The following is a 23,269-nucleotide window of genomic DNA, read 5'->3' as shown; positions in this document are numbered from 1 at the left end:
CAACGGACTCAACCGCCTCGATGGCCCCTGCAGCAAAAGAACGGCAAAGGCACCAGCGGGCCAAGGCAGAAATCACCGTGACACCCCGCCAACCCGCGTGCCAGAATGAATCGATGAACCCCGCCACCACCTCCTCCTTCCAGTCCACCGCCGACGGCACCCGCATCACCACCTACACCTGGGCCGAAACCCCGGGCCAACCCGTGGGCGTCGTTCAAATCTCCCACGGCCTGGCCGAGCACGGCGAGCGCTACGACCGCTTTGCCCGGGCCCTGAACGCCGCAGGCTTCATCGTCCACGCCGTGGACCATCGCGGCCACGGGCGCACGGCGGGCGACAAGCTGGGCGACCTTGGCAGCGCAGGCTTCAGCGGACTCATTGCCGACGTGGCCCAGTTCGGCGCACTGCTGCGTGCGCAGCACCCCGGCCTGCCGCTCTTTCTGTTCGGCCATTCCATGGGCTCGTTCGCAGCGCAGGCGGCCATCCTGGACCACTCATCCACCTGGTCCGGCGTCATCCTGTCAGGCTCCACCGCCCTCGACCTGCTCGCCGCCGCCATGGCCAACGCCCCCGCCGATGCGCCCGCCGGGCTTGCGGCATTCAACGCAGGCTTTGAGCACCGCACCGGCTACGAATGGCTGTCGCGCGACGCCGCCGAGGTCGATGCCTACGTGGCCGACCCGTGGTGCGGCTGGGATGTGCCGCCCGACGTGATCCCCTCACTCTTCGCCCCCGCCCCCCGGCTGGCCGACCCCGCGCTGCTCGCGCGCATCCGCAGCGACCTGCCCATCCTCATCGCATCCGGCGACGCAGACCCGCTGGCCGCAGGCGGGGCTTTGCTTCAGCAACTGGGGCAGCGGTATCGGGATGCGGGTGTGGCCGATGTGACGGTCAAGCTGTACCCTGGGGCACGGCATGAAATCTTGAATGAGACAAAACGGGAGGAGGTGACGGGGGATGTTGTGGCGTGGCTAAAGGGGCGTGTGTAGGTAGCGGAGTCGGTGCTCGATGCGGAGGTGGTGGCTATTCGACGCCTGTTCTAGGCTGAAAGCGCTACTAGAGTTTTGCGATCGCCTGCCTCATACGTGCCGTTGAATCGAGCGACTCTCTGTATCGCTGTAAATCCAGCTGTCAGCCGACTTGCCGAATGCCTCATCCAAACCGGCCGGTTAGATATGCCTTTGAAGGAATACGAACAGACTTCCTACCTTACACAAACGGGGTCGAAGCACCAAGATTGATACCTGACTATCAACGCTGACGGATAAGGGGAAGGCCATGACTAAGATTGCACAAGGCGAGATCGTTCGAGTAAAGGCTGAACAATCAGCTGGAGAGCTGACCGGTAAAACATTCGCAACAGCGACTTGTACTTTTCGGGCCATTTATTCTGTGCTCACTACCGTCATAGCGTCCTGACTCAGCGCAGCGGGCGAATGCTCATCTTGCAAACTGCGCCAGCGGATCTATCCCTGTCTGAACTCTTTGCCTGACAGCTTCCAAATCCACCGCGCCGTCAACAGGTCGCGGATTGCTTAGAAATTCTTCAGTCAACTCAAGCAGCATGTCCAAAGGAGTGTCGTCAAACCAGACATCCGCAGGATGCTTGCCGTTGGCCAACATCTTGCGTAGCAGGGATACCAGTCGATTGCTCTTGCTCCAGTGCTCTTTGCCCAAGTGTTTGAATAGATCGCGTCGGCGGCGGTAGGGGTAGCCTTCGTCCACGCGAGAGCGGGCGCACTCCACATGGATGCCAGCGATGGCTCCGTCAAGGGTGGTCCAGGCAGAAGGTGCCATTGCATATGGGGGAAAGCGCACCAAGCCACCCGACCTCATGTGGCTAGGCCCCTGCATCAACGAGGTAAGCCGCATCGCCTCGATGGCCAGCAGTCCTGAACCCACTTCCTGGTACAGGCCTTCCCCGCCTCCCAAAATCAACCAGTTGTACGCACCCTGCATTCCGATTGAAGTCACATCGTCTGCATCTTTGAGGCGGTTAACGCGCGCCGACATGATGCACAAATTGCCAGGGACGTAGCCGAGTTGGTTGTTCAGGCGATCGACGGACCAGTCAGTGTCGGTCATCGTGCCCTGCGTCAAATTGACGCCGGAGACGGGGCACACCGTCACGGTGATGCTCTTAAGGTATTCCTTGGTCAACACGGAACTGACGGCAATTCCTCGATGGTAGGCGTTCTTGCGCAGCGTCAGGAGCTTGCGGAGATACACGTCCGCAGTTCTTGATGGCTGGCGCTTGCCGTGCTCGAACCCCCGGACCATCTCGGTGCAAGTGGTGTTAGGGTCAATGCTCAAGCCGTGCCTAGCCAAGTCTTGGCCGAGCTGGAACGCGTAACGGTCGGAGAGGGAGTCTTCCCGGTCCATTTCTGCATCCCGCTGATCCATCTCTGCAAGATAGTCGGGGCGATCGTTCCAGTATCGCAGGGGGTTGTGCAGGGTTTCTTTTTCTGGCGCTTCCATAGGCATCATCCTCTCTGACCGTTGGGGGGGGCGGTTGGTCTTCAGGCTCAGCGCCGCGCGTTCCAGTCGGGATTGAGCATCTTGACCAGTGCTTGTTCGACCACCGGCAAGCAAAGGGTTGGATCAGCCATGTCCGGCAATCCAAGTTGCATGTAAACCTCGGGCGTGATTTCCATCAAAGGCACGTAGCGCAGGTTGTATTCGCGGGATTCTCCCGCTTGGAGCCCTTTGGCGATATTGAACACGCAACCGCCGCTCTTGGTGGAGTGCGTCCAGTAGTGCTTGGCTGTGCCGCGGATGCCCGGACGTACCCAGCGCTGAATTACTTGATCTTCGAGCGATTTGCCCACGTAGCGCACCTGGCCGCTGTCGTCGGTGACAAAGTAGATGTAAGGGCCACCCAGGCGGGACGCTTCAAGCGCCTTGGTGTGGCGCCCGTTGGTGGGCAGAGGGGCAAGGATCGGGTATTCGTGATGGGCGAAGTCCCGCTTGTTGCGGCGGAAGGTTCCGCCTTCGACTTTATTGAAGGTCCAAGCGTTGTAGGTCTTGAGTTGGCTGGGCAGTTGGCTAGGCATGGTGCGTTCCTTAAGCAAAAGGTTTTAGAGTCGTGTCAAGTGCTGGCGCGACCCGAAGACCGATTACGGCCGTCAGCCACTAGGCACAAATCAGACTGTAAAGGCCCGTTTTAGGCCACGCTGCTTGGTCAAGGCGCAATAATTAGGGCCAGGGATTACCGCTCCTTTCGCACAACTCTTTCTCAGCCGCGAATAGTCGTTCCAGCCAATGAGAGATCCTCTGCAAGTCGGTGCCCTTAGCGCCAGCAAGAATCTTCGGCGCAACCCGGTCGAGCATCGACGTGATCGTCGATTCGGCAACATCTGCACCGGTCTCTTTTTTAAGCCAGTGTCGTAGGTTCGTGCGCAAAGTGGTTGCTCCGTGGCGCCAAGCAACTGTCTCGGGACTGATGAAGGCTTGTTTGACCAGTGCCAGTTCCTGATCCTGAGGAACGAGCGCTTGCCGGCGCCCTCCATGCTTAAGTGGCTTCTGCTCACGAATGAACAGGTTGCGCGTGCGGGAGACCCAATAGCGATCACGGCCGAGTAGGAGGGCGGTCTGGTCCAGCGTCAGACCCGCGAGTGGCAGGAGGTATGCCTGCGCAGCTCGCAGCTCTTCGATGTCCGAAGTCTTTTGCAAGATCCGGTGGGCGCGCTGTTCGGCGCCAGCAGAGTGGTTCACTGGGCGGGGCATGTTGTCCTCAATAGGGCAGGGGCGACAATGGTAGGCGGCACCAAAAAACGGCACGAGAGCCAGGGAGTGCAGGCGAGATGCCAAGTGCGGCCGATTTGGGCTAGCCGCAGCATCTATCTGCAGTCGGCCCGGGCAGCCCACGCATCGTGCCTACTTTAGGCGGTTGGGCCAGTCGCCAAATCGACCGACTGACTGCTAACGCTGCCAAGCAGCCGGAGCTCTGAGAATTCAGTCTTTTGGGCCACTGAGCTAACTAGCGCCCCCGCCCCCCACGCCCCCTCCGCGCCCCCCCCGCCACCTGACAAGCCCTCCGATACCCCCGCAGCGTCACCTCCGCCCGCTGCATCACCGTGTCCTCCACCGTAGCCGCCCCCCCGGCCAGCTCGACAGCCTGCGCCGGCAGCAACTCCGCCGGGCTCATGCCCGATGCCTCGCCCGTCAGCAGCGCAATCCCCTCGCTCACATGCCCCATGGTGTAGACGTGGAACAGCCCGCGTTCTACCGCGTCCAGCACGCTGCGGTCCAGCATCAGGTGGCGCTGGTTGCGGGCGGGGATCAGCACGCCGTGGGTGCCGTCCAGCCCGGCCGTTGCGCAGGCGCGGAACCAGCCTTCGATCTTTTCGTTGATGCCGCCCACGGGTAGCACCTCGCCGTGTTGGTTGAGCGCACCCGTCACGGCAATGCCCTGGCGCAGGGGCAGGCCTGACAGGCTGGACAGCAGCGCGTACAGCTCGGCGCACGAGGCCGAGTCGCCTTCCACGCCGCTGTATTCCTGCTCGAACACGATGGAGGCGTTCAGCGCCAGCGGTGCGACGTGGCTGAACAATGCGGTGAGGTAGCTGTGCAATATCAGCACGCCCTTGTCGTGGATGGGGCCGGACAAATCGACCTCGCGCTCGATGTTGAGCAGGCCCTCTTGCCCGGCAAAGGTGCGCGCGGTGATGCGCACGGGGAATCCAAACCGGTAGTCGCCCAGGTCGATCTGCGTCATGGCGTTGATCTGGCCGGCCACGCTGCCGGTCAGGGTGATCAGGCGCTCGCCTTCGGTGATGGATTCGTGCAGTTGCTCTTCGGGATAGTTGTGGCGCAGGCGGCGGGCGTGAATGGCGGCTTGCACGTCGGTGGCGTCCACCAGGGTGCCGCTGCGCTGCTGGCACTGGGCGGCGCTTTCGATGAGCAGCGCCTCGGTGTGGGCGAAGAGGGCGCTTTGGCGGCCCTGGTCGTCGGCTTCGCGGTGCGATTGCTCCAGCAGCAGGGCCACGGCGGCGGGGCCGAAGTGGGGCAGGCCGCGCTGGTGGCAGGTCTGCGCGACAAAGATGGCGGTGGCCTGGCGGGTGGCGGGGGTGGCGGCAAAGCGCTCCACAAAGTCCACCTTGGCGCGAAAGCGGCGGGCGGCGTCGGGGTCGGCCTCTTGCAAGGCGTAGTAGTCCTCCACCGATCCGATCAGCACGATCTTCACGTCCACATCCACGGGCTCGGGCAGCAGCGCGGCGGGCGCGCCGGGGATGTGGGCAGCGGCAGCGCCACCACCACCACCGCCTGCGCCTTCTTCGATCTGTAGGCGCCCGCAGCGCAGAAAGCGGCGCAGGCGCGGCCACAGGCCTTCTTCCGCCGCCAGGTCTTGCAGGTGCAGCAGGATGAAGCCGCCGTGCGCCTTGAGCAGGCTGCCCGCCAGGATGCTGGTGTGGTCGGCCTGCACGGTGTCGGCGTCCAGGCCGTGTTCGATGCTGCCGAACAGGGTGCGCGCGGTGGGGTGGTCTTCGACGATGACGGGGGCGGCGGTGCGGCCGTCGTTGTCCACCACCAGGTTCACCTGGCAGCGCGCCAGCAGGTCGTCCAGCGCGTCCTTGCGGTCGGCCTCGGCGTCGCCGTGGTCGCTGTGGTCGCTGTCGGGGGCCTGGTCGTGCAGGGGCTCGAAGAGGTCGATGTGCTCCAGCAGCGCGCGCTCCACGCGGTCCAGCCATTGCGATAGTTTGGCGCCGTCCTTGATCTGCTTGCGCAGGCTCTGGCGCACGGCGTGCAGGTGCTGCTCGACCAGCGGCTTGACGGTGCGTTTGCGCAGCGTGGCCACGGCCTCGTCGCGGGCACGCTCCAGCGGGCGCAGGGTGTCCATGAATCGGCCGATCTCGGCACGCAGGGCCTGCTCGGCCTGTTCGATCTCTGCGCGGCGCTCGGGCGTCAGGGCGCGGGCTTCGGCTTCGGTCAGCGGCTCGCCCTGTGCGCCGGTGAGGGTGAAGACCATTTGCCCACCGTCGCGCGACAGGTTGAACTGCCGCGCCTGCGCAAACTGGTCGAGCTGCGCAAACGCTGCCGATTCTTGCGCCTGCCACTGCTGCTGGATGCGTTCGGCTTCGGCCTTGAAGTCGGGGCTGGCCAGGCGCTTGGGGATGTCGGCTTGCAGGTGGCGCGCCACATCGGCCATGGACTGGCGCAGCTCTCGGCCTTGGCCCGGCGGCAGGCGCAGGGCGCGCGGGCGCTCGGGGTGGTCAAAGTGGTGCAGGTAGCACAGGTCGGGCGGCACGGGGCGCAGGGCGGCGGCTTCGTGCATGGCCTGGCGCAGCAGCGATGCGCGGCCGCTGCCCACTTCGCCCAGCACAAAGAGGTTGTAGTCGGGCTGCTGCAGGTTCAGGCCAAACTGCGCGGCGGCGTAGGCGCGCTCCTGTCCGATCCAGGGCAGGGGCAGGCCCGCCAGCTCGGCCGTGGTGGCAAAGCCCAGGCTGTCGGGGGCGATGGTGAGGCGCAGTTGCTGGGGGGCGAGGGCGTGGGCGGGCATGGGCGGTGGTGGGTGCGGCGGGGCCTGGTCAGAAGGAGGGCCAGCGCGCAATATGGATGAAAAAGGCCGGGTGGGGTAGCGGTGTCAGTGAGGGTTGTCACTCCCTCTCCCCTCGCGGGAGAGGGTCGGGGAGAGGGGGTGACACGTGGTGACTGGGGCCCGGTGCGGGTGCTGCCCCCTCTCCCCAACCCTCTCCCGCGAGGGGAGAGGGGGTAAGACCGGAAAGCCGCTGTGGGTGGGCGGGGTGGTGTCCTGGTTTGAGAGGGGAAATTATTTGGATAAAAATGGCCGTTAGCGCTTATTGGGTAAGCGCTGAAAGCTATAAAAATAATAGTGATTGATCAATGGACCACGGGACAGGTGCCCTGCGGCGCGCCGCCGGCCAGTGCATGGCTGCGCGCGTCGGCCAGGGCCGCGGCGGTGGGCGCCTCGGTGGGCCAGCCGGCCAGGTGCTGCTGCGCGATGCGGCTGAGCGCGGTGATCCAGTGGTTGTTGTCGTTCAGGCAGGGGATGTAGTGAAACTCCTGGCCCCCTGCGTGCAAGAACGCCTCGCGCACTTCCATGTTGATCTCTTCCAGCGTCTCCAGGCAGTCGCTGGTGAAGCCGGGGCACACCACGTCCACCCGCCGCGTACCGGCCTTGCCCAGCGCTTCGATGGTGGGCTGGGTGTAGGGCTCCAGCCACTTGGCCTTGCCAAAGCGCGACTGGAAGGTGATGCGGTACTGGTCGGGCCGCAGGCCCAGGCGCTCGGCCAGCAGGCGGCCGGTCTTGCGGGCTTCGCAGTGGTACGGGTCGCCCAGGTGCAGGGTGCGTTCGGGCACGCCATGAAAGCTCATCACCAGCTGGTCGGGCTGGCCGTGGGTCTTCCAGTGGGTCTCGATGGTGCGGGCCAGCGCGTCGATGTAGCCGGGGGCGTCGTGGTAGCGGTTGACGAAACGCAGCTCGGGCACATGGCGCGTGCGTGCGGCCCAGGCGTACACCGCGTCGAACACGCTGGCCGTGGTGGTGGCGGAGTACTGCGGGTACAGCGGCAATATCAGGATGCGCGTGGCGCCCTCGGCCTTCAGCGCATCGAGCTGGCTGGCGATGGAGGGGTTGCCGTAGCGCATCGCATGGCGCACCAGCACGTTGTGCCCGGCCTCGCCCAGCCAGCCGCGCAGCAGCGTGGCCTGCTTGGCCGTCCACGTCGCCAGGGGTGAGCCTTCGGGCGTCCACACGCTCGCGTACTTGGCGGCCGACTGGGCCGGGCGCGTGCGCAGGATGATGCCGTGCAGGATGGGCCACCACACCAGCTTGGGAATCTCCACCACGCGGTGGTCGCCCAGAAACTGCGCCAGGTAGCGGCGCACGGCGGGGGTGGTGGGCGCGTCGGGCGTGCCCAGGTTGCACAGCAGCACGGCAGTGCGCTCGGCCTGACCGTGGGTGTAGGGGGGTTCGGGGGCAAAGGTGGAGGGCATGGGGCATTTTCGCCCAGGCGCGGCGCGTGCCCGGTGCGGGTTCTTGTGGGTGGATAAAGCAGCGGTTTTTGCGTGCCTGGGGTAATCCCCAATGCCTTTCTGAAACCGGTTTCATACACTGGGCGCACTTCGGATCAACGCCTTCTTGCACCGTGAATTACCAGTTCCAGTTCGATGCCGTGTTTGCAGCGTGGCCCTTGTTGCTCAAGGGCACCTGGATCACCGTGCAGCTGTCGCTCACCGCCACGCTGCTCGGGCTGGTGGTGGCCATTTTTTGCGCCTGGGGCAAGACGGGCGGGCCGGGCTGGCTGCGGTTTCTGATCAACGCCTACATCGAGGTCATCCGCAACACGCCGTTTCTGGTGCAGCTGTTTTTCTTCTTCTTTGCGCTGCCCACCATCGGCCTGCGCTGGTCGCCCTACACGGCGGCGCTGACGGCCATGGTGGTCAACCTGGGGGCCTACGCGGCCGAGATCGTGCGGGCGGGCATCGAGTCGATTCCCAAGGGGCAGATCGAGGCCGGCCGGGCGCTCAACCTCAAGCCCTGGGAGATCTTCCGCTTCATCATCCTCAAGCCGGCGCTCAAGGCCATTTACCCCGCGCTCACCAGCCAGTTCATCCTGCTGATGCTCAGCTCGGCCGTGGTGTCGGTGATCTCTGCGGACGACCTCACCTCGGTGGCGGCCAACCTGCAGTCGCAGACCTTCCGCAGCTTCGAGATCTACATCGTGGTGACGGCCATCTACCTGGCGCTGGCGCTGTCGTTTTCGGCGCTGTTCAAGCTGATCTACGAGCGCACCCTGAACTACCCCGACCGCCGCTGAGAAGCGCCCGCCCCGGATCTCTTTACAGCTTCTGAGCCAGGACCGCACCCATGCGTACTTTCGGACTCTCCGAGTTTCTTTTCATCGTGCAGGCCGCGCAGTGGACGCTGGCGCTGTCGGCCATCGCCTTTGTGGGCGGGGCGCTGCTGGGCCTGGTGGTGGCGCTGTCGCGCACGTCCGAGAACGCCCTGGCGCGCAATGCGTCGCGCGTGTTCATCCAGGTGTTCCAGGGCACGCCGCTGCTGTTGCAGCTGTTCCTCATCTTCTTTGGTGCGCCGGTGCTGGGGTTTGACATCAACCCCTGGGTGGCAGCAGGCGTGGCGCTGGTGCTCAACAGCGCGGCGTTTCTGGCCGAGATCTGGCGCGGCTGCATCGAGGCGGTGCCGCGCGGGCAGTGGGAAGCGTCCCACGCGCTCAACCTCAAGTATGTGGACCGCATGCGCTTCGTGGTGCTGCCCCAGGCTTTCAAGATCGCGCTGCCGCCCACGGTGGGCTACATGGTGCAGATTATCAAGGGCACGTCGCTGGCGGCCATCATCGGCTTCACCGAGATCACGCGGGCCGGGCAGATCATCAACAACGCCACCTTTCAGCCGCTGCACGTGTTCACCACCGTCGCGGCGCTGTATTTCATCATCTGCTGGCCGCTGTCGCTGCTGGCCGCGCGCATGGAGCGCAAGCGCGCCCGGGCGCTTGCCCGCTGAGGTGGCCTGCAGGCCTGCCCTTTCCAGATTTCCCTTCCCCTTCCCCTTCCCTTGACCGACCACCACCACAGGAGACATTCCATGCGCTTTTCAGCCACACGCCGCACCGCTGCCACCACACTCGCCGCCATCGGCCTGGGCGCCGCGCTCTCGGCCTTTGCGCCGCTCGCGTCGGCGCAGAGCATTGCCGACATCAAGAAGAAGGGCGAGATCACGGTTGGCATGCTGGTGGACTTTCCGCCCTACGGCACCACCAACGCGCAGAACCAGCCCGACGGCTATGACGCCGACGTGGCCAAGCTGCTGGCCAAGGACCTGGGCGTGAAGGCCAACATCGTGCCCGTCACCGGCCCCAACCGCATTCCGTTCTTGCTGACCAACAAGGTCGATGTGCTGGTGGCGTCGCTCGCCATCACGCCCGAGCGCGCCAAGCAGGTGCAGTTCTCGCAGCCCTACGCGGCCGCCACCATCGTGCTGTATGGCAAGACCGGCGCCAACATCAAGAGCGCGGCCGACCTGAAGGGCGTGCGCGTGGGCGTGGCCCGTGCCAGCACGCAGGACGTGGCCGTGACCAAGGCCGCGCCCGAGGGCACCGAAATCCGCCGCTTTGACGACGATGCATCGGCCATGCAGGCGCTGATCTCGGGCCAGGTCGATGCCATCGGCTGCTCGGTGACGGTGGCGGCGCAGATCGCCAAGCGCGTGCCCGCCAACACCTTTGAGAACAAGTTCAACCTGCTGCAGCAGGCCATGGGCATCGCCATGCGCCCCGGCCAGGACGAGCTGGCCAAGGCCGTGAACGACTTCGTGGAGCGCAACACCGCCAACGGCGAGCTGAACAAGCTGTACCAGAAGTGGCTGGGCGCCGACCTGCCAAAACTTCAGTAAGCCCGGCACGCACAAGGAGCCTTTTGATGAGCGACGCAGTCACGAGCACCCCCGCCACGCCACCCATCATCCGCATGGAAGGGGTCAACAAGTGGTATGACAGCTTTCAGGTGCTCACCGACATCCACCTGTCGGTGCGGCCCGGCGAGCGCATCGTGATCTGCGGCCCGTCGGGCTCGGGCAAGTCCACGCTGATCCGCTGCATCAACCGGCTGGAGACGGTGCAAAAGGGCCGCATCGAGGTGGATGGCATCGACCTGACCGCCGGCGGCAAGAACGTGGACGCCGTGCGCGCCGAGGTGGGCATGGTGTTCCAGCAGTTCAACCTGTTCCCGCACCTGACCATTCTGGAAAACTGCACGCTGGCGCCGATGCGCTCGCGCGGCATGTCCAAGGCCGAGGCCGAGGACGTGGCCATGAAGTACCTCACGCGGGTGCGCATTCCCGAGCAGGCGCACAAGCACCCCAGCCAGCTGTCGGGCGGGCAGCAGCAGCGCGTGGCCATTGCGCGCGCGCTGTGCATGGCGCCCAAGGTCATGCTGTTCGACGAGCCCACCTCGGCGCTCGACCCCGAGATGGTGAAAGAGGTGCTCGACACCATGATCAGCCTGGCCGACGACGGCATGACCATGCTGTGCGTGACGCACGAAATGGGCTTTGCCCGCAGCGTGGCCGACCGGGTGATCTTCATGGCCGAGGGCAAGATCCTGGAACAGGCCCCACCCCAGCAGTTCTTTGGCCAGCCGCAGCACGACAAGACGCGGCAGTTTTTGGGCCAGATTTTGACTTCGCACCACGCGCATTGAGACCCGACGGGTCGTGCGATAGATGGCCCGCGCCCCCGGGGCCGGGCCTGAAAGAAACACATGAAGGTTTTGATTTCCCTGTCCTCCTTCGGCGCGGCCGAAACAGGACGCCACGGCCAGCTGTGGTGCACCGACCTGGCTGCGCAGGCGGGTGCCGATGGCGTGGAGGTGCGCGGCGAGCTGCTGCGCGATGCCGCCACCGAGCTGCCCGCGCTGGCGGGCCGCGCGGCGGTGTATTCCAGCCCCGAAGGCCTGTGGTCGCCGGTGGGCCAGCTCGATGAAGCGGCGCTGGCGCGCGGCCTGCAGGCGGCGCAGGTGCTGGCCGCGCCGCGCCTGAAGATGTCGATTGGCGGCTTTGGCCCGCACGCGCATGCGTCGCTGCCGCGCCTCCAGGCCCTGCTGCAACAGGCGCCGGGCGTGGAGCTGGTGATTGAAAACGACCAGACTGCCACCGCAGGCACGCTGTGCGCCATGCAGGCCTTCTTTGCCGCGCAGGCGCAGGCGGGGCTGGACCTGGGCATGACCTTTGACATGGGCAACTGGCACTGGCAGGGCGAATGCCCGCTGCAGGCCGCGCAGGCCCTGGCGCCGCATGTGCGCTATGTGCACTGCAAGGGCGTGCAGCGCCTGCCGGGCAAGTGGGTGGCCGTGCCGCTGGCCGATTCGGCCGCGCCCTGGCGGGCCGTGCTGCGCGCGCTGCCGGGCAACGTGCCGCATGCCATTGAATATCCGCTGGTGGGTGACGACCTGGTGGCCGTCACACGCGCGCAACTGGCCTTCATCCGGGCCGCACGGGAGACCACCGCATGAGCGACACGGCATTTGACGTTGCCCTGTTTGGCGAGGCCATGCTGCTGCTGGTGGCCAACGAGCCCGGACCGCTGGAGAACGCCACCGGCTTTCACAAGCGCACGGCCGGGGCCGAGACCAATGTGGCCATCGGCCTGGCGCGCCTGGGGCTGAAGGTGGGCTGGGCCAGCCGCCTGGGCACCGATTCCATGGGCCGCGCGCTGCTGGCCGCGATGCAGGGCGAGGGCATCGACTGCTCGCACGTGGTGTGCGACGCAGCGCAGCGCACGGGCTTTCAGTTCAAGGAGCGCGTGACCGACGGGCGCGACCCCCAGGTGGAATACCACCGCAAGGGCTCGGCCGCCAGCCAGATGGGGCCTGCCGATGTGGACGAGCCCTGGCTGCGCTCGGCGCGCCACCTGCACGCCACGGGCGTGTTTGCCGCCATTTCGGACACCAGCCTGCAGGCGGCCATTCGCACGCTGGAGGTGATGCGCGCGGCGGGCCGCACCATCTCGTTCGACCCCAACCTGCGGCCCACGCTGTGGTCGTCGGCCGACACCATGCGCCACTGGATCAATACGCTGGCCACCTATGCCGACTGGGTGCTGCCCGGCATGGAAGAAGGCGTGCTCCTGACGGGCGAGACCACGCCCGAAGGCGTGGCGCGCTTTTACCGCGAGCGGGGTGCCAAGCTGGTGGTGGTGAAGCTCGGGCCCGACGGCGCCTATTACGACAGCGATGTGGCCGGCACCGGCCGCGTGCCCGGCGTGCCCGTGGCCGAGGTGGTGGACACCGTGGGCGCGGGCGACGGCTTTGCGGTGGGCGTGATCAGTGCGCTGCTCGAAGGCCTTGACGTGCCCGCCGCTGTGCGCCGCGGGGCCTGGATTGGCGCGCGCGCCGTGCAGGTGCTGGGCGACACCGAGGGGCTGCCCACCCGGGCCCAGCTGCAGCAGGCGGGCCTGTGAGCTTGCAGGCCGCTGCGGCTGCTGCCGGGGGCGCGCCACAGCGCAAGCAGGTGCTGGTGTTTCGCCCCCTGCCGCCCGACCAGCTTGCGCGGCTGACGGCCGTGCACGACGTGACGGTGGCCGACCCGCGCAAGCCCGATGAGCGTGCGCGGTTTGATGCCGCGCTGGCGCAGGCGCACGGGCTCATCGGATCCAGCTTTCCCATCGATGCCGCCCTGCTGGCGCGTGCGCCCCGGCTGCAGGTGGTGTCGAGCATCTCGGTGGGGGTGGACAACTACGCGCTCGACGTGCTGCAGGCGCGCGGCATTCTGCTGTGCCACACGCCGGGGGTGCTTGACGAAACGGTGGCAGATGCGGTGTTTGCCCTGCTCATGGCCACGGCCCGCAGGCTGGTGGAGCTGTCGCAGCTGGTGCGCGAGGGCCGGTGGACCCGCAACATTGGCGAAGACCTGTTTGGCAGCGACGTGCACGGCAAGACGCTGGGCCTGCTCGGCTTTGGCCGCATCGGCCAGGCCGTGGCGCGCCGTGCCGCGCTGGGGTTCGGCATGCCGGTGATGTACCACGCCCGCCGTGCGGTGGACCTAGCCACGCAGGCGCCTGAGCTGCAGGGCAAGGCCATCCACACACCGCTGGCCGCGCTGCTGGCGCAGGCCGATTTCGTGGTGGCGCTGCTGCCCTTGTCCGCCAGCACGCGGGGCATGGTCAATGCCGAGCTGTTTGCGGCGATGAAGCCCGGCGCCATCTTCATCAACGGCGGCCGGGGCGCCACGGTGGTCGAGCCCGACCTGCTGCACGCGCTGGACCACGGCCCGCTGCGCGCGGTGGGGCTCGATGTGTTTGCCACCGAGCCGCTGCCGCTGGCATCGCCCTTGCGCACCCACCCGCGCGTCACGCCGCTGCCGCACATCGGATCGGCCACGCACGGCACACGCCACGCCATGGCGCAGCTTGCCACCACCAACCTGCTGCAGGCGCTGGCGGGCGAGCGGCCGGCCGCCGTGTATAACCCTGCGCAGACATGAGCACGCCACTGCCCGCAGCCCTCCGCGCCCGCCCCACCATTGCCGATGTTGCAGCCGAGGCCGGCGTGTCCAAGGCCACGGTGTCGCGCTACTTCAACCACCGCGAGCGGCTGCTCAGCCCCGACATCGCCGCGCGGGTGGAGGCCGCCATCGCCAAGCTGGCCTACGTGCCCAGCCCCATGGCCCAGGCGCTGAGCCACGGTCGCTCGCGCCTCATCGGCCTGGTGGTGGCCGACATCACCAACCCCTATTCGGTGGCTGTGCTGTGCGGCGCCGAGAAGGTCTGCCAGGAAGCGGGCTACCTGGTCATGCTGTTCAACCTGGGCAACGACCGCGAGCGTGAACGCGCGGCCATCGACGCGCTGGCCAGCTACCAGGTGGACGGCTTCATCCTCAACACCCTGGGCGAGGGCGAGGCGCACCACGACCTGCACCACCTGCACGGCAAGCCCGCCGTGATGGTGGATCGGCGCCACGCGGGGCTGGCGGCCGACTTTGTCTCGCTGGACAACCGGGGCGCCATGCGCGAAGCCTGCGCCCACCTGCGGCAGCAAGGCTGGCAGCGCCTGCTGTACATCACCCAGCCCCTGCAGGGCGTGAGTTCGCGCGTGGAGCGCGCCAAGGCCTTTCGCGCCATGGTGTCGGCCAAAGGCTCGGCCGTGCGGGGCGAGGTGCTGGAGCTGGCCGCGGAGCAGGGCGACGACGTGCTGGACCAGGCGCTGGCCGAACTGCGCCGCAAGGCACCGCCGGGCGAGCGCTGCGCCGTGGTGGCGGGCAACTCGGTGGTCACCCTGCGGGTGGCGGCGAGCATGTCGCGCCTGGGCTGGACGTTCGGGAACGAGCTGGGGTTTGTGGGCTTCGATGACCCCGACTGGGCCTCGCTGATCCGCCCCGGGCTGAGCGCCGTGGCCCAGCCCACCGACGCGATCGGGCAGCGTGCGGCCCAGTGCCTGCTGGAGCGGATCGGCGGCCTGCAAGGGCCCGCCCGCGAAAGCCTGCTGCCGGGCCTGCTGGTGGTGCGCGGCTCGTCGCTGGCCGCGCCCGGCCTGGCGGCGGCCGTCTGACCGCGCACCTTGCCCTGAGAACGTGTTTACGATCTCCTAGGGGATCCCCTGCGAGATCGTAAACACGGTCAGAGCGCTGCAGTATGCTGTGCGGCCCGCGCGGCACGCCCGCCGCCGCATCCAGCAATCCCGCAACTTTGCAATCCCGCGCAGCGTGCGGGATGTCTTTCACCATTGCCTTCCATCTTCAGGTGCGCGCCGTGCCCACACCCCCTCTGGACCTCTCCCGCATCCGCGCCATCTCCATCGACCTGGACGACACGCTGTGGCCCATCTGGCCCACCATCGCGCGGGCCGAGGCGGTGCTGCTGCAGTGGCTGGGCGAGCAAGCGCCGGCCACGGCGGCGCTGTTTGCCAGCACCGAGGCGCTGCGCGCCATCCGCAACCAGATGGTGACGCTGCGGCCCGACCTGCAGCACGACCTGAGCGCCATGCGGCGCGAATCCATCCGCCTGGCGCTGACGCAGGCGGGCGACGACCCCGCGCTGGCCGAGCCCGCGTTCGACCTCTTTTTTGCCGAACGCCAGCGGGTGGAGCTGTTTGCCGACGCGCACGACACGCTGGCCTTTTTGTCGGCCCGCTACCCGGTGGTGGCACTGTCCAACGGCAACGCCGATGTGCACCGCATCGGCATCGGTCACTACTTTCAGGCCAGCATCAGTGCCACGGTGTTTGGCGTGCCCAAGCCGGATGCGCGCATCTTCCACGCGGCCGCGGCGGCGGCCAAGGTGCTGCCCCACGAAGTGCTGCATGTGGGCGACGATGCCACGCTGGACGCCCACGGCGCCCTGAACGCGGGCATGCAGGCCGTGTGGATCAACACCCCCGGCCACCCCTGGCCGCACGATGCGCTGCCGCACGCCACGGTGGACGGCCTCACTGCGCTGTGTGCGCTGTTTCGCTGACGCAGTGATGCGATGACGCAGAGATGCGGTGATGTGCCTCCATGGGCGCCACGGTCGGCCCACATCTGCTCGCTATATTTTTTATAGCTATCAAGTCAATGTGGATAAGCGGTGGGGCCTTGAAAGGCTTCAAGTTTTGTGCGCTGTGCAGCTCTGCGCACGCCGGGCTGCATCAGCGGGGCTGCGGTAAGCCTGCGGACAGTTGCCGGGCCACGCCCGTGCCGCTCAGCACTGCGCCTTCCAGCGTGGCGGGGTAGGGGCCTTCGGTGTAGTCGCCGCAAGCCCACAGGCCCGGCGCCACCACCGTGGGGGGGCGATGCAGCGCGGGGGTGCAGGCAAAGGTGGCGCGCTTTTCCACCACCGTCTGCAGTGCCTGCAGGCCGGGCAGGCCCAGCTGCTGCGCCGCCTGGTGCAGCACACCGGCTTCGAGCGTGGCGCGCTCGCCTTCGGCGGCGCTGACCACAAAAGCCAGAAGCCCGGGCGGGCCACCCAGCTGGCCCCGGTCGAACACGAACTGCGCCGGCTGGCCCGGCGCGGGGCGCAGTGCGAGCATGGGCTCGGGCAGCACGGCACCGTTGGCGCCGATGTGCGGAGCGCTCGCCTGCGCATACACGGTGGCAATGGCGGTGAACCGCAGGGCCTCGGCCGTGGCGGCCCAGGCGCCTGCGCGGGCAGCATCGGGCGCGGGCAGGGTGGGCTGGGCCACGCGCACCAGGCGCGCCGCTTCGGTGCTGGGCGTGGCCAGTACCACGGCGTCGAACAGGGCGCCGTCCACGCGCCAGCCCTCGGCCGTGAGCGCCAGTGCCTGCACGCGCTGCCCCATGTGCATCACCGCCCCGCGCGGCTGCAGCCAGCGGGCGGCGGTCTCGGGGAACAGCGTGCCCAGGTCGGTGCGCGGCAGCAGCAGGTTGGAGCCGCCCCGGCCGCTGAACAGGCTGTCGCGCAGCACGCGCAAGAACACCTGGCCGCAGGCCTCGGCCGCTGGCGTGTTCAGCGCCGACACGCACAGCGGGTCGATGAATTCGTCGACGAGCCGGCGCGGCAGACCCGCGCACAGCTGTTGCACCGTGGTGCCGGGCGCGCAGCGAAAGCCGCGCAGGCGCCACAGCGCGGCGGTGCGCAGCAGGGCCAGCTTGTCGCCCGCCCGCCAGCCGCGCGCGTGGGCAATGCCCCACAGCGCGTCCCAGGGCGGCGCGGCATCGGGCAGGCGCAGGCCGGTGCCGTCTGCAAAGGCCAGGGCCAGCGGGGCGCGCAGCAGGGCGCGCTCCACATCCACGCCCACGAGGCGCATCAGGCGCAGGCTTTCGGCATAGGCGCCAATCAGAATGTGCTGGCCGTTGTCCAGCACCAGCGGCTGGCCGCCTGCGCCCTGGCCCGCCGCGAAGGCCCGCGCCCGGCCGCCGATGGCGCGTGCGGTTTCGAACACCGTGGGCGCAAGCCCCGCCTGCGCCAGGCCCACGGCGGCGGCCATGCCGGCCCAGCCGGCGCCGATGACGGCGACCTTCACGGCCTGTACCACGTCGCCATCACATCCTGCCCAGCGCCTGCACCTTCCACGCCAGCCAGAACTTGCGCAGCGGCGTGAGGCGGATGCGCTGGTGCAGCACCTGGAAGTTGTCGCGTTCGATCTCGCGCAGCAGCGTGCGGTAGATGCTGGCCATCATGAGGCCGGGCTTCTGCGCGCGGCGGTCCGCATCGGGCAGCAGGGCCAGGGCCTCGTCGTACAGGCGGTGCGCGCGCTCGGCCTGAAAGCGCATCAGCGCGGTGAACCGGTCGGAGTAGGTGCGCTTCAGGATCTCGTGCGCCTTCACATCAAACTGCTGCAGCTCGTTCACCGGCAGGTAGATGCGGCCCATCATGGCGTCTTCGCCCACGTCGCGGATGATGTTGGTGAGCTGGAAGGCCAGGCCCAGCGTGTGGGCGTACTGCGTGGTGCGCTCGTCCGTCTGGCCGAAGATGCGGGCCGTGACCTCGCCCACGATGCCCGCCACCAGGTGGCAATAGCGGGTGAGGCCTGCAAAGTCGAGGTAGCGGGTCTGCTCCAGGTCCATCTGGCAGCCGTCGATGACGGCTTGCAGGTGGCGCTGCTCGATCCCGTATTCGGCGGTGTGCGGCATCAGCGCCTGCATCACAGGGTGGCTGGGCTGGCCGCCATAGGCCTTGGCCACCTCGGCCTGCCACCAGGCCAGCTTGGTGCGGGCCACGCCCGGGTCGCTGACTTCGTCGACCACATCATCCACCTCGCGGCAGAACGCATAGAACGCCGTGATGGCCGCGCGGCGCGGCGCAGGCAGGAACAAGAAGGCGTAGTAGAAGCTGCTGCCCGAGGCCACGGCCTTTTGTTGTACGTACTGCTGGGGGGTCATGGGGCGCGATTGTCCCACGCAAGCGATGCCCTGCCGGGCTACTGGGAGGGGGCTTCGGCAGCGTCCGGAGCGTCCCCGGCAGGGGCCGACATCTCCCGCATCAGGGCGTCCAGGTCGTCGCCGTCGATGGTCATTTCGGGCACCGTGGCGGGGTTGGTGCGCAGCCAGTGGGTGGTGGCCGGCACGGCCAGCACCAGCGCCACCACACTGGCCAGCGATAGCAGATAGGGCGCCAGCGCGCGCACCATGTCGCGCAGGGGGGGGCGCGGGTGGGCCTGGCCCATGGCCAGCACCAGCGCGTAGCCCAGCGGTGGCAGCAAGAAGCCGGCCTGCAGCACCAGCAAGGCCAGCGCAGCCACCCAGGCCGCGTCACCCACCAGCGCCAGCAGCGGTGGCATGACGATGGGCACCACCAGAAAGATCAGCTCGAACGCGTCCAGCACAAACGCCGACGCCAGCAGCACCAGCAGCACCACGGCCATGGCCAGCGCGGGCTGGGCTTGCAGGGTGCGCATCCATTCGGCCACCAGCACGTCGGTGCCAAAAGCGCGCAGCAGCAGCGAAAACGTGACGGCCGCTACCAGCAGCGCAAACAGCGCACCAGTCAGGGCGAGCGCATCGTCCAGCACCCGCGCCATCACCGGGCGGGTGAGCTGACGCGACACCAGGCCCCATATCAACAGGGCCACGCCAGCGGTGGCGGCGGCTTCCACCGCGCGGATGCGGCCGGCGGTGACCAGCGCCAGCAGCGCAATGATGAAGGCGGGCACGATGCACAGCGTCCAGCCCTCGCCACGCGTCAGGGCGCTGGGGGCGGCCGTTGCAGTGGGTGTAGAGGGCGGGGCGGACCGGTCATGCCGCCGCGCCACCCACCAGGTGACGGCCAGCCAAGCCAGCAGCAGCAGGGCGCCGGGCGCAAGGGCCGCTTGCAGCACGTCCTGCGTGTTGATGATGCGCGTGCCGGCCTGCGCCGCGGGCAGGCTGAGCTGGCGGGCCAGCGTCAGGCCCTCGGTATGGGCGCGCAGCATGGCGTCGCCCAGCAGCAGCAGCACCAGCGAGGGCGGCACGATCACGCCCAGCGTGCTGGCCACGGCCACCAGCGTGGCGCGCCGCGCGGGGGGCAGGCCTTCGGCGGCCCATGCCCGCCCTGCGGTGCGCGACAGCGTGACCAGGCTGGCGCCCACCGATCCGTTCATGGGCGCCATCAGCATGCCCACGCCCAGCCCCGCCATTTCAGAGGCAGCGCGCCGCCCTGTCAGCCGCGCCAGCGTCTTACTGAGCCCGCCGTAGAGGCCGTTGACCAGGGCCAGGTGGTTGAGCAGCGCGCCCACCACGGCATACAGCACCAGGGCCTGCAGCAGGTCGTGCTCCAGCAGGCCCACCATGCGCTCGGGCAAGGTGCGAAGCACGCCGGTATCGAATGCGCCCAACGCCAAGCCCATCACGGCGCCCAGCGTGCTTACCGCCAGCAGCACGGCGTAGGTAGCCCATCCGGTGGTCATCATCAGCACCAGGGCCAGCACCAGCAGCAACAGCCCGAGGGCGCTCATGCGGCGCCGCCTTCCGCGCGGGCCACGGCCAGGCGCACCGCGCGCCACAGGTCCACCAGCGCCTGCAAGGCCATCAGCGCTGCCAGAAGCAAGAGCGCTGCCTTCACCACAAAGTAGCCGGGGTTGGCGGTTTCAGGAAAGCTCTCCAGCCCTCGCACCGAGCGCAGCACCATGGGCGTGCCCTGCCAGCACACGAAGACTGCCCAGGGCAGCACAGCCAGCGGCGCGCCCACGCTGCGCAGCGTGCGCAGCCACCGCCCGCCCGCGTGGGTCAGGTCGGGGCGGCTGACGAGGTGGGCGTCGCGCCGCGCCGCATGGCGCAGGGCTACCGCCACATACAGCGCAAACAGCGCCTGGGCCAGGTCGTTGGCCTTGCTGGACCCCGCGCCGATCCCGTCGCGCAGCGGCCATTGCATGAAAAGCAGTACCACGATGGCCAGAGCCACAGGCATGAACAGCCCCGTGAGGCGGTCAAGCCAGCGTTCCAGCCGGGGGGAGGGGGCGTTGTGTGCGTCTGGGGCGGTGGTGGCTGCGTGCATGGGCGGGACGGTGGCGGAAGGCGGTCAGCATTCCACCACATTCACCGCCAGGCCCCCCCGCGAGGTTTCCTTGTATTTCACCTTCATGTCCGCGCCGGTCTGCATCATGGTCTTGATGACCTTGTCGAGCGAGACCACGTGCGTGCCGTCGCCGCGCAGCGCCATGCGGGCGGCGTTGATGGCCTTGATGGCGCCCATGGCGTTGCGCTCGATGCAGGGGATCTGCACCAGCCCGCCCACCGGGTCGCAGGTCATGCCCAGGTTGTGCTCCATGCCGATCTCGGCGGCGTTCTCGATCTGCTCGGGCGTGCCGCCCATGACGGCCGCCAGCGCGCCAGCGGCCATGGAGCAGGCCACGCCCACCTCGCCCTGGCAGCCCACCTCGGCGCCCGAGAGCGATGCGTTTTCCTTGTAGATGATGCCGATGGCGCCTGCGGTGAGCAGAAAGCTGGCAATGCCGTCGTCATGGGCGCCGGGCACAAAGTTGACGTAGTAGTGCAGCACCGCCGGGATGACACCTGCCGCTCCATTGGTGGGGGCCGTCACCACGCGGCCGCCGGCGGCGTTTTCCTCGTTGACGGCCATGGCGTACAGGTTGACCCAGTCCAGCATGGACAGCGGGTCGCGCAGCGAGGCCTCGGGCGAGCGGCTGAGCTTGTGGTGCAGCTCGGCCGCGCGGCGGCGCACATGCATCGGGCCGGGCAGCTCGCCCGTGCTGGCACAGCCGCGCTGCACAGCGCCTGCCATGGTGCGCCAGATGGCCATGAGCCGGCGGCGCACCTCGGGCGCGCTGCGCCAGTGCTCTTCGTTCGCGGCCATGAGCTGGGCCGGCGTGAGGCCGGTGGCGCGGCACTGCGCCAGCAGCTCGGCGCCGGTGCGGAACGGGTGGGGCAGCCCGCGCGCGTGGCCCTCGGCGTCGGCGTCCTGAAACGCCGGGTTGAGCACGCGCTCGCCGGACGCGTCCACCACAAAGCCGCCGCCCACGGAGTAGTACTCGCGCTGCGCAATCTCCCGGCCCTCGGCGTCGAAGGCGTGGAACGCCATGCCGTTGGGGTGCAGGGGCAGGCTCTTGCGGCGAAACAGCAGGTGCTCCTTCTCGACGAAGGGCACGGGGTGTGTGCCCAGCAAGGCCAGCGTCTGGCGCGCGCGGATGTCGGCAATGGCGGTGGCGATGTGGTCGGGGTCGATCTGGTCGGGCTCGTGCCCGGCCAGGCCCAGCATCACGGCGGTGTGGGTGCCGTGGCCCACGCCGGTGGCCGACAGCGAGCCGAACAGCTCCACGCTGACATGGTGCACGGCGGCCAGCCCGGCCGTGTCCCGCAGCAGGCAGGCGAACTGGCGCGCGGCGATCATGGGCCCCACGGTGTGGGAGCTGGACGGGCCGATGCCGATCTTGAAAAGGTCGAAAACGCTGACGGACATGGTGGGTGGTGTGCCGGCTGAAGGCCGTGGCCCGGCGCTTGTGGCGCGCAGGCCCCGGCGGGTGGGGGGTGGGCAGGGGTGTGCGACGGCGCCGGCGCCACGCTCGGGCGACTTCGAGTGTTCCCCGTCGGTGTGTGCAGGCTAACCGCGCGCGGCCGCGGCGGCATGCTCGCTATCCCTGCCCGGCGCGGCGCGCGGGCCGGGGCGGGCTGGTGGCTTTGCGGATGTTTGCTATTAATGTAATAGCTTGAAGTGCTTGATGGATAAGCGCTGAAGACTGTTTTTGTTCAAAGTTGGGCAGGCTGCGGCCACCCCGGCAGCGCAGCTTGCGGCCCATGAATCTTTCTTCTGGCGCGCGGCCGATGCGCTGGGTTCAGCGGACCAGCGCCCGGCCCGCCATCACCAGCCAGTCCCACGCGTGCAGGCGCGGGCGGGTGTGCAGGCTGCCGCCCTTGAGGGCGTCGACCTTGTCGAGGATGCGCAGGCCGCCCTGCACCACCAGCCGCAGCTCCCAGCCGGCGCGGCCGGGCAGGCGGCGCGCCAGCGGGGCGCCGCTTTGCATCATGGCGCGCGCCCAGTGCGCGCAGTCCTGGATGAGGCGGGCGTTCTCGGGCGTGCTTTTGAGCGCCAGCAGCTCGGCCTGGCAGGCGCCGTGCGCTGCGCAGTCGCCGCGCGGCAGGTAGTGGCGGCCCCGTGGGATGTCGACGGACAGGTCTTGCCAGAAGTTGATGAGCTGCAGCGCAGTGCAGATGGCGTCGCTTTGCGCCAAGGCCTTCGCATCGGTCACGCCATACAGGTGCAGCAGCAGGCGGCCCACGGGGTTGGCCGAGCGGCGGCAGTAGTCGAGCAGTTCGTCGCGTTCGGCATAGCCCTCGCCGTCGCGGGTCTTCTCCACATCCTGCGCAAACGCGCTCAGCAGATCGGCCAGCAGCGCCACCGGCAGCCGATGGCTGTGCAGCACGGCCTGCAGCGGCACAAAGACGTCCGCCCAGCGGGGCGAGGGCGGCTGGCCGGAAGCAGCCGCCATCAGGTCGGCGTGGTAGGCCGCCAGATCCGCGAGGCGGGCGGCTGGCGGCGCGTCGCCTTCGTCGGCAATGTCGTCGGCCGTGCGCGCAAACGCATAGATGGCCGCAATGGGCTGGCGCAGGTGCGGCGGGCACAGCACCGAGGCGACCGGAAAATTCTCATAGTGCGTGACGGGGGCGGCCTGCATGGCGGCGTTGACGGAGGCCGGGCTGGGAGACTGTGGCGCGGAAGTTGCGGCGCGCGGCGAAGAGGTGCGGGGAAGGTCGTTCACCCCGGGATTGTCGCTTGACAACACGGGGCGTGTTCTCATAGATTACTAACCGGTCAGTCAGTAAACAACGATAACCCTGCACCCGGGACAAGGGGCTGGCCCGGTTTTCAAAGTTCGGCGCAGGCCAGGAGGCCCACCCTGGGCGTTGCGCCGTGATTCCCTTTTCCCT

At 68.0% G+C, this 23,269-nt stretch carries 20 protein-coding genes and 2 pseudogenes; 10 read left to right on the top strand and 12 right to left on the bottom strand.

Going from position 1 to position 23,269, the window contains the following annotated elements:
• Positions 1 to 77: 77 nt before the first annotated feature.
• Entirely contained in the window at positions 78 to 989 is a 912-nt protein-coding gene (locus ACOQFS_RS20865) for an alpha/beta hydrolase (protein ID WP_421564724.1), read from the top strand.
• A 451-nt stretch (positions 990 to 1,440) separates the two neighbouring features.
• Here the strand turns inward: ACOQFS_RS20865 and ACOQFS_RS20860 are convergent, their stop codons facing one another.
• From ACOQFS_RS20860 to hemH, 6 genes and pseudogenes are all read right to left on the bottom strand, one after another.
• A complete protein-coding gene (locus ACOQFS_RS20860; protein ID WP_421564723.1) occupies positions 1,441 to 2,478 on the bottom strand; it encodes a hypothetical protein in 1,038 nt (345 codons plus the stop codon).
• Positions 2,479 to 2,525: 47 nt separating this feature from the next.
• Positions 2,526 to 3,053 (bottom strand): hypothetical protein, encoded by a 528-nt coding sequence (locus ACOQFS_RS20855; RefSeq protein ID WP_421564722.1) that lies wholly within the window; start codon positions 3,051 to 3,053, stop codon positions 2,526 to 2,528.
• Between the two features lie 142 nt (positions 3,054 to 3,195).
• Positions 3,196 to 3,726, bottom strand: coding sequence for a hypothetical protein (locus ACOQFS_RS20850; protein WP_421564721.1), 531 nt, complete (start codon positions 3,724 to 3,726; stop codon positions 3,196 to 3,198).
• A gap of 253 nt (positions 3,727 to 3,979) precedes the next feature.
• Positions 3,980 to 4,471 (bottom strand): annotated as a pseudogene (locus ACOQFS_RS20845) (S16 family serine protease); the annotation flags it as partial.
• A 351-nt stretch (positions 4,472 to 4,822) separates the two neighbouring features.
• Positions 4,823 to 6,274, bottom strand: a pseudogene (locus ACOQFS_RS20840) (AAA family ATPase); the annotation flags it as partial.
• 566 nt (positions 6,275 to 6,840) lie between these two features.
• Positions 6,841 to 7,956 carry a ferrochelatase gene (gene hemH, locus ACOQFS_RS20835; RefSeq protein ID WP_421564720.1) on the bottom strand — a complete coding sequence of 372 codons (1,116 nt, stop codon included), beginning with the start codon at positions 7,954 to 7,956 and terminating at the stop codon, positions 6,841 to 6,843.
• A gap of 152 nt (positions 7,957 to 8,108) precedes the next feature.
• Between hemH and ACOQFS_RS20830 the strand changes: the two genes are divergently transcribed.
• From ACOQFS_RS20830 to ACOQFS_RS20790, 9 genes are all read left to right on the top strand, one after another.
• Complete coding sequence (locus ACOQFS_RS20830) at positions 8,109 to 8,780, top strand: amino acid ABC transporter permease (RefSeq protein ID WP_421564719.1); 672 nt, start codon at positions 8,109 to 8,111, stop codon at positions 8,778 to 8,780.
• A gap of 50 nt (positions 8,781 to 8,830) precedes the next feature.
• On the top strand, positions 8,831 to 9,484 hold the full coding sequence (locus ACOQFS_RS20825; RefSeq protein WP_421564718.1) for an amino acid ABC transporter permease: 654 nt from the start codon (positions 8,831 to 8,833) through the stop codon (positions 9,482 to 9,484).
• An 81-nt stretch (positions 9,485 to 9,565) separates the two neighbouring features.
• Positions 9,566 to 10,372, top strand: a complete 807-nt coding sequence (locus ACOQFS_RS20820; RefSeq protein ID WP_421564717.1) for a transporter substrate-binding domain-containing protein — start codon at positions 9,566 to 9,568, stop codon at positions 10,370 to 10,372.
• A 26-nt stretch (positions 10,373 to 10,398) separates the two neighbouring features.
• A complete protein-coding gene (locus ACOQFS_RS20815) occupies positions 10,399 to 11,178 on the top strand; it encodes an amino acid ABC transporter ATP-binding protein (protein ID WP_421564716.1) in 780 nt (259 codons plus the stop codon).
• Between the two features lie 60 nt (positions 11,179 to 11,238).
• Complete coding sequence (locus tag ACOQFS_RS20810; RefSeq protein ID WP_421564715.1) at positions 11,239 to 11,988, top strand: sugar phosphate isomerase/epimerase family protein; 750 nt, start codon at positions 11,239 to 11,241, stop codon at positions 11,986 to 11,988.
• Positions 11,985 to 12,935 (top strand): sugar kinase, encoded by a 951-nt coding sequence (locus tag ACOQFS_RS20805; protein ID WP_421564714.1) that lies wholly within the window; start codon positions 11,985 to 11,987, stop codon positions 12,933 to 12,935. Before ACOQFS_RS20810 ends, ACOQFS_RS20805 begins: the two co-directional genes overlap by 4 nt.
• Positions 12,932 to 13,957 carry a 2-hydroxyacid dehydrogenase gene (locus ACOQFS_RS20800; protein ID WP_421564713.1) on the top strand — a complete coding sequence of 342 codons (1,026 nt, stop codon included), beginning with the start codon at positions 12,932 to 12,934 and terminating at the stop codon, positions 13,955 to 13,957. The genes ACOQFS_RS20805 and ACOQFS_RS20800 overlap by 4 nt, the downstream gene beginning before the upstream one ends.
• Positions 13,954 to 15,021 carry a LacI family DNA-binding transcriptional regulator gene (locus ACOQFS_RS20795; RefSeq protein WP_421564712.1) on the top strand — a complete coding sequence of 356 codons (1,068 nt, stop codon included), beginning with the start codon at positions 13,954 to 13,956 and terminating at the stop codon, positions 15,019 to 15,021. The genes ACOQFS_RS20800 and ACOQFS_RS20795 overlap by 4 nt, the downstream gene beginning before the upstream one ends.
• A 161-nt stretch (positions 15,022 to 15,182) precedes the next feature.
• The gene (locus ACOQFS_RS20790; RefSeq protein WP_421564711.1) at positions 15,183 to 15,926 is read left to right on the top strand and encodes an HAD-IA family hydrolase; all 744 of its coding nucleotides are present in this window, start codon (positions 15,183 to 15,185) and stop codon (positions 15,924 to 15,926) included.
• A 172-nt stretch (positions 15,927 to 16,098) separates the two neighbouring features.
• On the opposite strand, the gene hpnE is transcribed toward ACOQFS_RS20790, so the two are convergent.
• The 6 genes from hpnE to hpnC form a co-directional block, all read right to left on the bottom strand.
• Entirely contained in the window at positions 16,099 to 17,433 is a 1,335-nt protein-coding gene (gene hpnE, locus ACOQFS_RS20785) for a hydroxysqualene dehydroxylase HpnE (RefSeq protein WP_421564710.1), read from the bottom strand.
• A gap of 19 nt (positions 17,434 to 17,452) precedes the next feature.
• On the bottom strand, positions 17,453 to 18,292 hold the full coding sequence (hpnD, locus tag ACOQFS_RS20780; protein ID WP_421564709.1) for a presqualene diphosphate synthase HpnD: 840 nt from the start codon (positions 18,290 to 18,292) through the stop codon (positions 17,453 to 17,455).
• A gap of 38 nt (positions 18,293 to 18,330) precedes the next feature.
• A complete protein-coding gene (locus ACOQFS_RS20775; RefSeq protein WP_421564708.1) occupies positions 18,331 to 19,842 on the bottom strand; it encodes a TRAP transporter large permease subunit in 1,512 nt (503 codons plus the stop codon).
• Positions 19,839 to 20,381 carry a TRAP transporter small permease subunit gene (locus ACOQFS_RS20770; RefSeq protein ID WP_421564707.1) on the bottom strand — a complete coding sequence of 181 codons (543 nt, stop codon included), beginning with the start codon at positions 20,379 to 20,381 and terminating at the stop codon, positions 19,839 to 19,841. Before ACOQFS_RS20770 ends, ACOQFS_RS20775 begins: the two co-directional genes overlap by 4 nt.
• Positions 20,382 to 20,405: 24 nt before the next feature.
• On the bottom strand, positions 20,406 to 21,803 hold the full coding sequence (locus ACOQFS_RS20765) for an L-serine ammonia-lyase (RefSeq protein ID WP_421564706.1): 1,398 nt from the start codon (positions 21,801 to 21,803) through the stop codon (positions 20,406 to 20,408).
• Between the two features lie 373 nt (positions 21,804 to 22,176).
• Positions 22,177 to 23,016 (bottom strand): squalene synthase HpnC, encoded by an 840-nt coding sequence (gene hpnC, locus ACOQFS_RS20760; RefSeq protein WP_421564755.1) that lies wholly within the window; start codon positions 23,014 to 23,016, stop codon positions 22,177 to 22,179.
• Positions 23,017 to 23,269: the final 253 nt, after the last annotated feature.

This window comes from Paracidovorax sp. MALMAid1276, from assembly GCF_049198005.1.
In the GTDB taxonomy this organism is placed as follows: Bacteria; Pseudomonadota; Gammaproteobacteria; order Burkholderiales; family Burkholderiaceae_C; genus Acidovorax.
The sequence above is the reverse complement of the archived record's forward strand: the minus strand, read 5'-3'. Positions and strand labels throughout refer to the sequence as shown.

What these genes read in the sequence shown, in the direction of transcription:
- ACOQFS_RS20820 (WP_421564717.1), top strand. Translation starts at nt 9,566, where the DNA reads ATGCGCTTTTCAGCCACACGCCGCACCGCTGCCACCACACTCGCCGCC.
- ACOQFS_RS20815 (WP_421564716.1), top strand. Translation starts at nt 10,399, where the DNA reads ATGAGCGACGCAGTCACGAGCACCCCCGCCACGCCACCCATCATCCGC.
- ACOQFS_RS20790 (WP_421564711.1), top strand. Translation starts at nt 15,183, where the DNA reads ATGTCTTTCACCATTGCCTTCCATCTTCAGGTGCGCGCCGTGCCCACA.
- ACOQFS_RS20855 (WP_421564722.1), bottom strand. Translation starts at nt 3,053, where the DNA reads ATGCCTAGCCAACTGCCCAGCCAACTCAAGACCTACAACGCTTGGACC.
- ACOQFS_RS20805 (WP_421564714.1), top strand. Translation starts at nt 11,985, where the DNA reads ATGAGCGACACGGCATTTGACGTTGCCCTGTTTGGCGAGGCCATGCTG.
- hemH (WP_421564720.1), bottom strand. Translation starts at nt 7,956, where the DNA reads ATGCCCTCCACCTTTGCCCCCGAACCCCCCTACACCCACGGTCAGGCC.
- ACOQFS_RS20850 (WP_421564721.1), bottom strand. Translation starts at nt 3,726, where the DNA reads ATGCCCCGCCCAGTGAACCACTCTGCTGGCGCCGAACAGCGCGCCCAC.
- ACOQFS_RS20765 (WP_421564706.1), bottom strand. Translation starts at nt 21,803, where the DNA reads ATGTCCGTCAGCGTTTTCGACCTTTTCAAGATCGGCATCGGCCCGTCC.
- ACOQFS_RS20770 (WP_421564707.1), bottom strand. Translation starts at nt 20,381, where the DNA reads ATGCACGCAGCCACCACCGCCCCAGACGCACACAACGCCCCCTCCCCC.
- ACOQFS_RS20860 (WP_421564723.1), bottom strand. Translation starts at nt 2,478, where the DNA reads ATGGAAGCGCCAGAAAAAGAAACCCTGCACAACCCCCTGCGATACTGG.
- ACOQFS_RS20810 (WP_421564715.1), top strand. Translation starts at nt 11,239, where the DNA reads ATGAAGGTTTTGATTTCCCTGTCCTCCTTCGGCGCGGCCGAAACAGGA.
- ACOQFS_RS20825 (WP_421564718.1), top strand. Translation starts at nt 8,831, where the DNA reads ATGCGTACTTTCGGACTCTCCGAGTTTCTTTTCATCGTGCAGGCCGCG.
- ACOQFS_RS20775 (WP_421564708.1), bottom strand. Translation starts at nt 19,842, where the DNA reads ATGAGCGCCCTCGGGCTGTTGCTGCTGGTGCTGGCCCTGGTGCTGATG.
- hpnD (WP_421564709.1), bottom strand. Translation starts at nt 18,292, where the DNA reads ATGACCCCCCAGCAGTACGTACAACAAAAGGCCGTGGCCTCGGGCAGC.
- ACOQFS_RS20795 (WP_421564712.1), top strand. Translation starts at nt 13,954, where the DNA reads ATGAGCACGCCACTGCCCGCAGCCCTCCGCGCCCGCCCCACCATTGCC.
- hpnC (WP_421564755.1), bottom strand. Translation starts at nt 23,016, where the DNA reads ATGCAGGCCGCCCCCGTCACGCACTATGAGAATTTTCCGGTCGCCTCG.